Source organism: Halobacillus amylolyticus, from assembly GCF_022921115.1.
In the GTDB taxonomy this organism is placed as follows: domain Bacteria; phylum Bacillota; class Bacilli; order Bacillales; family Halobacillaceae; genus Halobacillus_A; species Halobacillus_A amylolyticus.
Window position 1 is genome coordinate 1,927,958 of record NZ_CP095075.1, and the last position, 12,639, is coordinate 1,940,596.

A 12,639-nucleotide genomic window follows, 5' to 3' on the forward strand; every position below is an offset into this window, starting at 1 on the left:
TCCTTCTCATTGCCGTTATTATGTGTTTTTCAAAGCGGAAGTATACGATTCAAAGAACGGTGAGCCTATCTTTAAGTGTCGGTAATTTTTTGTGTTTTTTTGACAATAACCGTTGTCAAAAGATGAGACATGTCCAAGCAGAATAACCAGCGGGGTACGGGGACCCTGCTGGTTTTTTTGCGTATGATCCGATTATTGAAGGGCTAGCCCCTTACGTTCAATAATACTTTTCTGATTCAATAGGCTGGTGAGCCTGCCCAGCTTCCTCTAAAGGGAATTCTTTGCCGATTTTAATGTTCAGCTGTCCATTAGATATGTATTTTAGAATTTCACTTGCAGCTTCGCTTAAAGTCTCTGGCCTTTCTTTTCGTGTAGTTCCTAGACTATACCCCAAGATAGAGCGACAACTTGCATGAAGCTCTTTCGTCTTGAAATTGCCTATTTTCCACTTGAATTGCCGAAGTGAACAAGTCTCCCGTATGTTGCCAAGCAGTTCATGCTTAATTCTGAGGCCTCCCCTGCTAAAGAATCCAGGATAATGTCGCCCCTTTACCATTTGTAAGTTCGTTTACCTTATCCGAAAAACGATCATATAACAAGACGTGATCTGCTCCAGCTTCTTCAATAACTAAAAACTTATCTTTATGACTGACAGTACCAATAACCTGACCTGCTCCTAAAATTTTAGCTAATTGGATGGCTGTTGCCCCCCCAGCTGCTGCATGAATAAGTACATTTTCACCTTGTTCCAATCTTGCTACATCACGGAGAAGCTTATAGGATAAAATTGAAACCGTAGGACAAGCTGCCACTATAGAAAAATTTATATTTTCAGCAACTCCGTAAGTTAGTACATCCCAGGCAACAGCATATTCAGAATAAGATGCTTTTGAAGGAAAAGCAATCACTCGTTGGCCAACAGTTAGGCTTTTCACCTTATCTCCTATGGCTTCAACGGTTCCAGCGATATCCAGTCCAGGTGTTAAAGGAAGGTCTCCCTGCAAAAAGACGTAATCCATCATTCTTAGTTCGACTCTTCGCAATATAAGCACACTGCCTGTATGCGATTCTTTTTATTTAATGACCTTTTTCAAGTAAAATAGATATAAACTGGTTTGCTATAATTAGGCAATCTTAAAGGAAACGATTTCTGGAAAGGGAGAAAAATCACATGAAGAAGATACTATTATCAGTGTTCTTACTATTTGCCGTTATTTTATCAGCCTGTGGTGACCAACAACAGCAAAGCGGCCAAGCTGATACAGATAGTCAACAGGAGGATGTAAATGAAGAGGAAAACACTCAAGATGGAACCCAAGCGGATGGGAACGGTAATCAGGGAGGTTCTGGTGGGATTGCGGCAGGAACACTAGAACCCACACTGGAAGTCAATGGAAAACAGGCATCCTTTCAAATAACGAATCAAACAGAGCGTGTGAAAAAACTTATTCTTCCGGGAAATTCTCCATACACATATGTCATTACTAATGCCGAGGGAAAAACGGTTTTTGAAATATCAAAAAGCAATCCGCAATTTGAGCAAAAGAAACCAGTCACCCTGAAACAAGGAGAGGTCATCGAGTACAAGCTGTCTATCCCCGAAGCTTTGCAGCCAGGGACCTATGATATCACTGCTATTTTGCATACTGAGCCTGTGGTAAAGGCAAAAACTTCATTCACAAGGGAATAGATCTACTTCCCCTCAAGCTTAATAAATAATTTCTCTAAGTCACACTGTAAGAACACCTTCCTATTAAGATGGCTACACAGTAAGGTTGATTGTATAGAAAAGCCCCCTTTTCCAATAAATATATTAGACTAGAGGGCTTGGTATTTTTGTTCCATATGTTTAACCTTGAATATCACGCTTCTTATATCCGATAAAGCCCAAAATCGTTAGAACCATTGCGAAAATTGTTAATATGGAGACATTCGTAACATCCATATCTTCAATGGGAATTTGCGGAATATGCCCATACGGTGATAGTTTACTCACCCATTCCGGAAATTGAAACAAACCGCCCATGTAAACAGCCACAAAGGAAAAGATTAAATATAACCAAGTTAACCCTGTTAATTTTGGCTCCATTCCAACAAACAATACCGCGAAACCAATCATGATCCACGTTGCAGGCAGATACACCATTGCTGCACTATAAAAAGTACTAAAACCGATCGCATCATCCATAACGGCTCCTCCGACAACTCCTAAACCAATTGCTGCAAGGGACAGCATCACAATTCCAACGAAAATAGATAGGATGAAGTAGCTCCCCATTAGGCGCTTACGGGACACCGCTCGACCTAACAAGTGTTCCGTACGATTCTTTTTCTCTTCGGCTTTAAGCTTGAATAGTACCATTAGGGCAGGGATGGTACTAATAATGGAGAGAATTGACATTAACATCGTTATAAACTGTTCTGTTAGCGAAACCCCCTCCACAGGTGTTAAGAGATCTTCCATCATATCTATATTTGCAAAAATGGACTCTAGATCACCTAATACCGAACCATAGGATGCTCCGATCATAAATATGCCTATCCCCCATGCAATTAATCCTGTGCGCTGAATTCTTAAGGCAAGACCGAACGGACTTTGTAAAAATGCAGTGGCATGTTTCCTTCCAGGTTTCGATGGCAAAAATCCAGATCCCAGGTCACGAATCGCATTCAGATAAAGCGCAAGTACAGCTAACACACCCGCCACACCTACCGTTAGTAAAATCGGCCACCAGTAGTTATTAACATAAACTTCCGCACCTAACACCCAGCCAAGTGGGGAAAGCCATGAAAGAGTTTCGTTTCCCACATCGCCAATTGCCCGCATAAGATAGGCGATGCCCAGGACAGCGAACGATAGACCTGTTGCCCCTCGGGAACCTTTCGAAAGTTGGGCAGAAAGTGCAGTGAGGCTTGCGAAGAAGAATCCGGTGGCTCCTAAAGCCGCACCGTATAGAAGGGAGCCCTCTAAATCCATGCTTTCAAGTCCTAACGCGTACAGGCCAAATCCAATTAATAACGCTAATAATACATTCGTGCCAAACAAAACAGAAATTGTGGCATTTAAATTAGCTAGCCGCCCAGCAGGAAGAGACCGAATCATTTCAACACGCCCATCTTCTTCATTCGCCCGTGTATGACGGGTAACAAGTAAAATACTCATAATTCCAACGACTACCGCTGTCATGAGTAATGTTTGATGAGCCATCATAGCTCCGAACGTATAGTTTTCTAACCCATAACCTTGACCGACCATCGCTGTCATGGCAGGGTTACCCATTGTTTCAGCAATAGCCTCTCTATCTTGCTTTGTCGCGTATAAATCAGTAAATGACACGGCCACTAAAAATGTAAAAGCAGATAGCGCCACTAACCAAACAGGAATGCGAATACGATCCTGTCGTACTATGAAACGGGAGAGTTCCATCGATTTACTGTATAACTGTTTTGACATTATGCCTTCCCCCCTGCTCCTGACTTGTTAGCAGGTTGATCCCCCTCGTAATGACGCATGAATAAATCCTCTAAGTTCGGTGGTGCGCTTTCTAATTTTACTACCCCGAACTGACTTACATACTTGATCACATTGTCCATATTAGGGATATCTACTTGAAATGAAAGTGCTTGACCTTTCTCTCTGATATCGTGCACACCTTTTAATTCGTGTAAAGCAGTAATGGGTTGCTTCGTTTCGAGAAGAAAAGTTGTTCTTGTTAAGTGCCTCAACTCATTTAAAGTACCGGTTTCGATCATCTTTCCTTGACGAATGATCCCGACTTTGTCGCACAATTTTTCAACTTCGGATAAAATGTGACTGGAAAGCAGAATACTTTTCCCGTCTCTTTTCGCTTCCAACACGCATTCTTGGAACACCCTCTCCATCAATGGATCAAGCCCCGATGTCGGCTCATCTAAAATATACAAATCTGCATCTGAGGAAAAGGCGGCAACGAGCGCGACCTTTTGCCTGTTGCCTTTTGAATATGTTCCACACTTTTTGGTTGGATCTAAATCAAATTTCTTCGTTAGCTCCTGACGTCTGCTTTTATTTATCGTTCCCCGTAACTTCATAAATAAATCGATCACTTCTCCACCTGTTAAATTCGGCCACAAATTCATATCCCCAGGAACATACGCAATACGCTTATGAATTTCAACTGCTTCTTTCCAAGCATCCATGCCAAAAATCTTTGCTTCCCCTGCTGTTGCCTTTATAATTCCCAGCAACAAACGTATAGTAGTCGATTTCCCAGCACCGTTAGGACCAATGAAACCATAAACTTCCCCTTTATTCACTTCAATGTCAACACCATCTAAGGCAGTAAAATTCCCAAACTTTTTCGTTAAGTTATTTGTTCTAAGGATAGTCATTTCTAATCCTCCTCTATTTATAAAAACATGATTTTAGCACCTCAATATATCCGTGGAATTCCTCCCAATAGGGTTCAAAATCGATTGAGGCCAGTTTTTGACCTTTGAGCCGGTTTGTTAACTCGTTCTGGTATCCTTCCATCGACCAACGAATAAGCTGAAACGCCTTATCTACATCGACATCATCTCGGAATAACCTTCTATCAATCTTTTCATACAGCTTCGAGTAACCTAATTTTTGTAATTCCTCAATTCGAACTTTTAAATCCGCAGGTATTTCTGATTCATCAGTTAATAGGAGGCTGCCCAGGAAATTAAAAATAGCTGGATTCTCTGTATATGCCTTCATTTTGATTCGGGATGCTTGCAGAAGCCGTTCGATAAAATCGGGTTCTGCCGTATCAATAAGGTTTATATACTCATTAATCGTGAAGTCGAGATTGTAATCAATTAGATATTGATAAAGCTCCTTTTTATTTTTGAAATAATAAAAGAGCATTCCCTTCCCTATGCCAGCACTCTTTACCATTCGATTTGTTGAAGCTTGCTCAAATCCGTTCTCACCAAATTCTTTAATAATAACCATGTATAGGCTTTATGATCCTTCCAATACTCTAAGACCTAGTCCAGTCTTATAGCACATCGATCTGCTAACGGACATTGATTACATATAGGTTTTGCTCTACAGTGCTCCTTCGCATGTGCAACTAGAAGGGCATGAAATTCATCAAACAGCCTCAATTCTCTTGGCAACTCCGCTTCCACTTTCTGTCTAAAGACATCATATGATTTTGGCATATCCAATCCGAACCGATAGAAAATCCTTCTGGTATAAGCATCCACTACAAATATTGGCTTTTCAAATGCATAAAGCAGCATAACATCAGCTGTTTCCCGGCCAATACCACTTATGGCCAATAACTCTTTCCGCAATGGCCCTCTTTCCAGCTTTTTTATCTTATCAACGTCATATTCATATGTTCTAAACCACTCTAAATAGGCTTTTATCCTCTTTGCTTTAATATTGAAAAAACCACTTGACCTTATAAGTTGGGCAAGTTCGTCGAGAGGTAATTTTTCAATTGCTTCAGGTTCTAGAAATGGCTTTACTTTTAAGAGGGCTTTCTCAACATTACGCCAGTTAGTGTTTTGAACTAAGATCGCTCCAACCATCATTTCAAATGATGTCTCGGCTGGCCACCAGCCTTGAGGGCCATAATGGTCGAACAGCCTGTCATAGATGATTTGATATTCGTTCTTCATTATTACCTCCGCTTTCTTTCTGTAGCAGTTACATTATATCAGGTTTAATCAGGAGGAATTTTAGGAGCGCATAATGCCATTCCTTCATTCAATCCAAGAAATTCTTCTAAGCTTTTTTCATTAATTAATCTTTATTGCAAATGATAAAGGGGAAGGGTGGTGTTTAATATGGCTAAGGATGTGCTTTGCGAGGTCAATAATTGCATCTATTGGGGTGAAGGCAACGTTTGTAATGCCGATCGGATCTACGTGGTTACCCACAAACAAGCAAGAGCCAGAACAACAGAGGAAACGGATTGTAAAACGTTTGAACCAAAAGGATAATGCTACTCCCTTTAATAAACGACCGAAGAGGCTCTTCTAATTTGGAGGAGCCTTTTTGCCTAAAGTCCATCAAACATCATTTGTTGATCGAAAGACGTAACAAAAATCAACCTTGCCACGAAAGATGATTAGTCGGTTGAAACACTTTCCATAATCTACATAGAATATACGGAGATCTATTACCTATGGAGGTGTTTACATTGATTCATACGGTGAAACCAGGTGAAACACTTACTCAAATATCACAAGATTATCGTACCCCGGTGTCTGCGATTATTCAGGCTAATCCAGCCATTAATCCAAATATCATTTATCCTGGACAGTCCATTGTTATACCAGGCTTTCCGCCCGTAAATACCATCCCATACCACATTGATGTGTCAGTTAACAGTCGCAGGTTAACTTTACTCAGAGATGGTATCCAGCAAAAACAGTACCCGATAGCGGTCGGAAGGATGTTGCACGGGACACCAGTAGGGAGCTTTATAATCATTAATAAAGCGCCCAATCCTGGAGGGCCATTCGGGACGATGTGGATGAGTTTATCGAAAGAGCACTATGGAATTCACGGAACAAATGATCCGAGTTCGATTGGTAAAGCTGTATCAAGAGGTTGTATCCGGATGTACAATAATGATGTAGAGGAATTAGCAAGTATGATTCCAGTCGGAACACCGGTTTCCATACATCTCTGATTTGCTTAATGTGTAGGCTTTTCTGCTTTAATTTAACAATAATCTATCCCATTTTGCCGCTTTTCCATCTTAGTCTGCCTTTGCTAAAATTACCCTTCATTTTCAGTGCATGAATTCATTGCATTTATTCATACTACGGTCAGAGGTGTTAGCAATGAAATTCATGGTCCTATCTTTTCTTTTATTCTTTATACTACCCCAAGAAAATATCACTGACTATTTTTCGGTTACGAATGATGGGGAAACCGTCGCGCGGGTCAACAGAACTGATTTTACCATTCCCTACCTTGATGAAAAGTTCATCGATAAAGTCAGACTCGAAACATTTATGGATGACTTAGACAAGAAATTAGCTAGATCACCAATAAATGCAACTATTGATGGGGATGGTAACATTGTTCAAGGAAAAGCTGGAACTAAGGTAAATCATACAAAATTAGCTAAACGATATTACCATTATTTTTATTCCCATGGTTCAGTGAAGACTACCGTACCTATGATTCCCGACTATCCTCAAGTAGATGGTGAGTTACTCGCAGATATAAGAACACAGCAAATTGGAAACTATCTAACCTTTTTTAAGAAGAGCAACAGTGAACGGACGAACAATATTGATCTTGCGACAAAGGCTATCAATAATCATGTTGTATTCCCTGGGGAGACGTTTTCCTTTAATCAAGTAGTTGGAAAACGAACAAAAGAAAGAGGGTATTTACGCGCCCCCGTTATTGTGAAAGGAGAATTAGCTGAAGACATTGGCGGTGGAATTTGCCAAGTGTCCTCTACTTTATTTAATGCAGCAGATGATGCCGGACTCAAAATTATCGAGCGCTATTCTCACAGTAGGCAAGTCCCTTATGTCCCGCCAGGACGGGATGCTACGGTTAGCTGGTATGGCCCTGATTTCACTTTTAAAAACGACTATAACCAGCCTGTACTAATCCAGGCTAAATCCGTAAATGGCCAAATGACGGTCCAAATCCTCTCTTCAGACAGGCTCAGGCAACATGAATGATGCCCTTAGGATTTCACAAGTTGAAAAAGACACTCCTCGCTCTTCACCCCTATTGATCGACAACAGCACGTGATGCAATAGTATCACCCATCCCTTGCCAGCAACGCAGAGATCGTGTTGTTGGCGGATTGATCATCCATCACTCTTTCGAGAAAAATAAAAGTAAGCCCTTCTAATTTAAATCCATTCAAATCTTAAATACCTACAGGTAAAAAGGGTTCTATGACACTGAACCTCTATCACGACTCTGACAAAACAAACTCTTTGATCAGGACATGCGTGGCTACGCTATCCACAAATTTGAGTATATTAATAGTAAGTCAAAAGATCAAAGGAGGAAATGGAATGGGTAGAAAAAAGAGAGATCAATGGGATCGCAACGACGATCAAACTCAAGGCCTTTTTGATGAAAATGGAAATCAAAGATTTTCTGTTTCAAAGGCAAAAGCAAAAGTAGATTTCGAGAATGAAATTGAAAATGATAATGAGAGTGAAAGCGAGTCAAAGAGCAAAAACTACAATTTTGCCAGCGTTAAAGACAGTGGAAACTCTTATGTTGATGTAGAAGTTGACTCCGAGTCTAAAGCAAAGGTCCGCAAAGAATCCGATGAAGAGCAGGATGATCAAGTAGCAGGCGCTGAAGACGAACAGGACGGTCGACGTCGACGCAAGCATTATGAGTGTTAATAACTAGTTGAAGTGGGATAAATTTATCCCACTTCTATTAAACTTAAAGTGAGGTGACGTTATGGGACGTTCAAATGATAATATGTATCCATTCGAGACTAAGGGCGAGGTTTTACCTTATAGGAACTCGAACGATTCTTCAATTATGTCCAGCGGAAATTCCGATGTTGATGTAAGTGTTCTTGTTGATACGACACCGATGGCCTATGCTATGCTGTGCTCATTATTAGCTTCAGATCAAATGACTGAAAAAGAATTTAGATCAGCTGTTCGGAAACTAGAAGACTTTTCAAAAAGTAAATGTAAATCTAAGAACGATGTTTCTGATAGACTATCCGATGAAAGAAGACGAAGAAAGTAATGATTTGTTTTGCTATCTTCGTATTTTAAGGCTCCAAACATTTAAAATTCCCCCACCATCCCGAATTAAACAAAATAAAGCCCCCCTTCTTAACCATGTATTCAATACTTAGTTCGGGATGGTCAAATTCTTCAAATCAAATGCTTAGAAGACTCCCCTACACTCTAACCATGCTATCAGTGTAACCGCATCTCCCTAAGAAGCCTTACTTTATGAAAATACAAACCCTTCTATTTAGGTATTGTTTTCGACAAAACTCGTGCTATACTATTGGTACATTCGAATATCATATTTTTCATATAATCGCGGGGATATGGCCTGCAAGTTTCTACCGGTTTACCGTAAATGAACCGACTATGAAAAGCAGCAAAGTGTTGAGATGATGCCTGCTCGTGCTCTCTTTTCATTTGTTTTTGTTTTTTCAAAGCTCGAAAAAACTTGCTTCCTCATAGTGTGTGGAAGCAAGTTTTTTTCGGGCTTTTTTTATTTTTCCTAAATACAGAAAGGTGAGAGCAATGGAATTATTAGAACAGAAGATTTTAAATGAAGGACGTGTATTATCCGAGTCTGTTATCAAGGTCGATTCCTTTTTAAATCATCAGATTGACCCTGTATTAATGCAGCAAATTGGAGGGGAATTTGCAGACCGTTTTGCCAATGAAGGGGTTACAAAAATTATAACACTTGAGTCTTCCGGGATTGCGCCAGCACAAATGACAGGTTTAAGCTTAGGTGTTCCAGCTATTTTTGCGAGAAAACGCAAATCACTGACCTTAATCGATCAGCTGTATTCAGCAAGTGTCCATTCATTTACGAAAAATGAAACCAACGAGATATCGGTGTCAAAGGATTATATTACAAGTGATGATAAAGTCCTCATCCTTGATGATTTCCTGGCAAATGGACAAGCTGTGCTAGGGTTAATGAATATTGTTGAACAAGCAGGCGCATCTCTTGCAGGTGTTGGAATTGTGATCGAAAAAGGATTCCAGGATGGAGGAAAGATCCTAAGGGAGCAGGGTATTCGTGTCGAGTCACTGGCAACGATTGCTTCTTTAGCGAATCAGAAAATCACTTTTACTAAGGAAGGTGCATCCGTATGAAAACGGCAGCATTAGGTATTCAACATCTTCTGGCCATGTATGCAGGTGCCATATTAGTTCCGCTCATTGTTGGCGGGGCTTTAGGACTAACTTCTGAACAGCTCACCTATCTGGTGGCGATTGATATTTTAATGTGCGGGGTCGCAACAATCCTGCAGGTTGTGAGTAATCGTTTTTTTGGAATTGGCCTCCCCGTCGTCCTTGGCTGCACGTTTACAGCTGTTGGCCCGATGATTGCCATTGGTGGACAATATGGAATTTCAGCTATTTATGGAGCGATTCTCGTTTCTGGTTTATTTGTCATTGTAATTAGTACGTTCTTTGGAAAATTGGTCCGTTTTTTCCCGCCGGTTGTGACAGGTACAGTTGTCACTGTTATCGGGATTACCCTAATTCCGGTTGCGATCAACAATATGGGCGGCGGCCAAGGTGCAAGTGATTTCGGTTCGATTTCAAATATTTCCCTATCCTTTGGAACGCTATTTTTTATTATCCTTATGTATCGATTCACAGAAGGTTTTATCCGATCGATTTCCATTTTACTAGGCATCATTGCAGGCACCGTCGTCGCAGCCTTTATTGGAAAAGTAGATTTTTCATCCGTAACGGAAGCTTCTGTATTCCACATGGTTGAGCCTTTTTATTTCGGCATGCCGACATTTGAATGGTCTGCGATTGTAACCATGATTCTAGTGGCGATGGTCTCGCTAGTGGAATCGACAGGTGTTTATTTCGCTCTTGGTGATATGACTGAAGAAAAGCTAAAGGAAGCAGATCTTTCGAAGGGCTATCGAGCAGAAGGACTTGCCATTTTACTTGGCGGAATCTTCAACGCATTCCCTTACACAGCCTTTTCTCAAAATGTCGGGTTGATGCACATGACAGGTGTAAAATCCCGTAAAGTGATTCTCGTTACAGGCATCATGTTAATCACACTAGGCTTCATTCCTAAAATTGCCGCCTTAACGACGATTATTCCATCAGCCGTATTAGGCGGAGCCATGATTGCCATGTTTGGAATGGTTATTGCCCAAGGCATCAAAATGCTTAGCAGCGTCATCGCAAACTCCGCTGAGAATTCAATGATTGTCGCCTGTTCGGTTGGAATGGGGCTTGGCGTGACGGTTGTGCCTGAATTGTTCGCTCAATTACCGCAAAGTATTCAAATTTTAACGAGCAACGGCATTGTTGCAGGCAGTGTGACCGCCATTACTCTAAATATTATCTTCAATATGACTCCATCACCAGCAAGAAAAACGGTAACGGTATTACAAGAGAAAGAAGCTTAAACAGAATAGTAATCTAGGTAGGCCAGCAGAATGTTTGATTCTGCTGGCTTTTTTATGTAAGAAGAAAAACCTTATCTATATTCTCTAATGCCATTATTAAAAGCCCCTACATCATTGTTTTCAATCCCAAATAAAGCTTCTTGTAAGGCAAATGTACTTTTATAAAACTTCATTCGTTTCAAAATATGATCTATCCCAGGATAATGACTTGTAAGCATATTTAAAAATTCTTCTCCGTAACTTGATAAGATGCCAGCAAAGTCATACGCTGGATCACCTAAATATGAACCTCCAAAGTCGATAACACCCGTGATTTTGTTTTGATCAGAACTGTATAAAATATTTGAGGCTCCAAAATCTCCATGAATGAGACACGGTGTAAAGTTAAAGTGTGACCCGTCACTTAAATAGGCTTCGAAGCGTTCTGAAGTTTTCCTTTTTGCCTCATCTCTCATATAAGGAAACAACTTAATTTTAAAATCAACGTACAAGTCGGAAATTTCGTTATATGGATTAATCGTTTCTTTCTCAAGAGTTGGCACGACTTTTTTGACTGGAATACTATGTAACTCATTTAAAAACTGAGCTAGCTGATTCGCTATGCCCTGCAAATGACCTGCATTTTTACTAGTAGAGATTAGATTCCTCCAAAATGGCTGACCATCAATCCTTTCATATCCCATGAAAGATCGACCAGGTTCTTTACTTGCAAAGTCTTTATATATCGGTCGAGGAATTGGCAGGGAAACGTACTCATAAATGCCATTTAAAATTTCTATTTCTAATTTTAGATGGTCGATCCCTTCTTTATATTTTGCAAATCGAAACACAAGCGAATCGTTAGCAATGAGTACATCATTGTTTTGTCCACTATCATTCATTTCTGCTGAGTATATATGTAAATTTGGATAACACTGTTTGATCCTATCGACATAGAACTTTTCTTTCTTCATATTCCACCTCCTCATACTTGTTATTATTGGTTTTTAATGACTCCCGAAAACTCACCTCTTACTACTTCCTTTTCCTCCTGATTTCGGCATGAAAAAGAGGCAGTAATCAGGGTTCTCCCACCTTGATTCGCAAATTGGTCAATAATCACTTCACAAAGGATGGTATCCATTGTGAATACTGGCCTGAAAAACTCAAAAGTCATCTTACGGGCGAGGACGTTGTAGTCGCCCCCTACCTTTGTAGGCAATGTAGCCGTAAGTAATCCTTGAACAACCAACCTCCCCCGTTCATCAGGGGTCAGGTGATGAGCACCCTCATCGCCTGAGATCCTTGTGAATAATTCAACATCTTCTTCTGTAAAAGTACGTTCAAATGTAATCATATCTCCAGCTTTTAATGCCATTCCTACTTCCCCCTATTTTAAAAAGCACCTATTAATTCGCCTTATTTAATTTTACTTGTTCAATTTTTTCGCGATAAAAACCCTGTATTCATTACACATTCTATTTTCTTGATAAAAGTCCTGCTAAGTGAGCACTGGTCGCTTTTTGTGATAGTGCTTTGACTAGAGGGAACG

General features: G+C 40.3%; 16 protein-coding genes and 1 riboswitch. Of the genes, 8 read left to right on the forward strand and 8 right to left on the reverse strand.

Going from position 1 to position 12,639, the window contains the following annotated elements; translation table 11 throughout:
* Positions 1 to 217: 217 nt before the first annotated feature.
* Positions 218 to 556 (reverse strand): zinc-binding dehydrogenase, encoded by a 339-nt coding sequence (locus MUO15_RS22170; RefSeq protein ID WP_245035530.1) that lies wholly within the window; start codon positions 554 to 556, stop codon positions 218 to 220.
* Positions 522 to 1,022, reverse strand: coding sequence for a quinone oxidoreductase family protein (locus tag MUO15_RS22175; protein WP_245035532.1), 501 nt, complete (start codon positions 1,020 to 1,022; stop codon positions 522 to 524). The genes MUO15_RS22170 and MUO15_RS22175 overlap by 35 nt, the downstream gene beginning before the upstream one ends.
* A 149-nt stretch (positions 1,023 to 1,171) precedes the next feature.
* Between MUO15_RS22175 and MUO15_RS10005 the strand changes: the two genes are divergently transcribed.
* Positions 1,172 to 1,690, forward strand: a complete 519-nt coding sequence (locus MUO15_RS10005; protein WP_245035534.1) for a BsuPI-related putative proteinase inhibitor — start codon at positions 1,172 to 1,174, stop codon at positions 1,688 to 1,690.
* Positions 1,691 to 1,849: 159 nt separating this feature from the next.
* On the opposite strand, the gene MUO15_RS10010 is transcribed toward MUO15_RS10005, so the two are convergent.
* From MUO15_RS10010 to MUO15_RS10025, 4 genes are read right to left on the reverse strand one after another with little or no spacing between them, the layout of a single operon-like run.
* Positions 1,850 to 3,454 (reverse strand): ABC transporter permease, encoded by a 1,605-nt coding sequence (locus tag MUO15_RS10010; RefSeq protein WP_245035536.1) that lies wholly within the window; start codon positions 3,452 to 3,454, stop codon positions 1,850 to 1,852.
* The gene (locus tag MUO15_RS10015) at positions 3,454 to 4,371 is read right to left on the reverse strand and encodes an ABC transporter ATP-binding protein (protein ID WP_245035538.1); all 918 of its coding nucleotides are present in this window, start codon (positions 4,369 to 4,371) and stop codon (positions 3,454 to 3,456) included. Before MUO15_RS10015 ends, MUO15_RS10010 begins: the two co-directional genes overlap by 1 nt.
* 13 nt (positions 4,372 to 4,384) lie before the next feature.
* Positions 4,385 to 4,957, reverse strand: a complete 573-nt coding sequence (locus tag MUO15_RS10020) for a TetR/AcrR family transcriptional regulator (RefSeq protein WP_245035540.1) — start codon at positions 4,955 to 4,957, stop codon at positions 4,385 to 4,387.
* A 35-nt stretch (positions 4,958 to 4,992) separates the two neighbouring features.
* Positions 4,993 to 5,634 carry an endonuclease III domain-containing protein gene (locus MUO15_RS10025; RefSeq protein ID WP_245035542.1) on the reverse strand — a complete coding sequence of 214 codons (642 nt, stop codon included), beginning with the start codon at positions 5,632 to 5,634 and terminating at the stop codon, positions 4,993 to 4,995.
* 168 nt (positions 5,635 to 5,802) lie between these two features.
* On the opposite strand from MUO15_RS10025, the gene MUO15_RS10030 reads away from it, so the two are divergent.
* The 7 genes from MUO15_RS10030 (at position 5,803) to MUO15_RS10060 (ending at position 11,108) form a co-directional block, all read left to right on the forward strand.
* The gene (locus MUO15_RS10030; protein WP_245035544.1) at positions 5,803 to 5,958 is read left to right on the forward strand and encodes a DUF1540 domain-containing protein; all 156 of its coding nucleotides are present in this window, start codon (positions 5,803 to 5,805) and stop codon (positions 5,956 to 5,958) included.
* Positions 5,959 to 6,158: 200 nt separating this feature from the next.
* Entirely contained in the window at positions 6,159 to 6,653 is a 495-nt protein-coding gene (locus MUO15_RS10035) for a L,D-transpeptidase family protein (protein ID WP_245035546.1), read from the forward strand.
* A gap of 154 nt (positions 6,654 to 6,807) precedes the next feature.
* Positions 6,808 to 7,668 (forward strand): VanW family protein, encoded by an 861-nt coding sequence (locus MUO15_RS10040; RefSeq protein WP_245035548.1) that lies wholly within the window; start codon positions 6,808 to 6,810, stop codon positions 7,666 to 7,668.
* Between the two features lie 345 nt (positions 7,669 to 8,013).
* On the forward strand, positions 8,014 to 8,355 hold the full coding sequence (locus MUO15_RS10045) for a hypothetical protein (protein ID WP_245035550.1): 342 nt from the start codon (positions 8,014 to 8,016) through the stop codon (positions 8,353 to 8,355).
* Between the two features lie 61 nt (positions 8,356 to 8,416).
* Positions 8,417 to 8,716 carry a hypothetical protein gene (locus MUO15_RS10050; protein ID WP_245035552.1) on the forward strand — a complete coding sequence of 100 codons (300 nt, stop codon included), beginning with the start codon at positions 8,417 to 8,419 and terminating at the stop codon, positions 8,714 to 8,716.
* 275 nt (positions 8,717 to 8,991) lie between these two features.
* Positions 8,992 to 9,093, forward strand: a riboswitch (purine riboswitch).
* Positions 9,094 to 9,231: 138 nt separating this feature from the next.
* Positions 9,232 to 9,819: a xanthine phosphoribosyltransferase gene (locus MUO15_RS10055; protein ID WP_245035554.1), complete on the forward strand. Its 588-nt coding sequence runs from the start codon at positions 9,232 to 9,234 to the stop codon at positions 9,817 to 9,819.
* Positions 9,816 to 11,108 (forward strand): nucleobase:cation symporter-2 family protein, encoded by a 1,293-nt coding sequence (locus tag MUO15_RS10060; RefSeq protein WP_245035556.1) that lies wholly within the window; start codon positions 9,816 to 9,818, stop codon positions 11,106 to 11,108. Before MUO15_RS10055 ends, MUO15_RS10060 begins: the two co-directional genes overlap by 4 nt.
* 71 nt (positions 11,109 to 11,179) lie before the next feature.
* Here MUO15_RS10060 and MUO15_RS10065 read toward each other — a convergent pair whose 3' ends face one another.
* A complete protein-coding gene (locus tag MUO15_RS10065) occupies positions 11,180 to 12,061 on the reverse strand; it encodes a phosphotransferase family protein (protein WP_245035558.1) in 882 nt (293 codons plus the stop codon).
* A 23-nt stretch (positions 12,062 to 12,084) separates the two neighbouring features.
* Positions 12,085 to 12,465 carry a hotdog family protein gene (locus tag MUO15_RS10070; protein ID WP_245035560.1) on the reverse strand — a complete coding sequence of 127 codons (381 nt, stop codon included), beginning with the start codon at positions 12,463 to 12,465 and terminating at the stop codon, positions 12,085 to 12,087.
* Positions 12,466 to 12,639 lie beyond the last annotated feature (174 nt).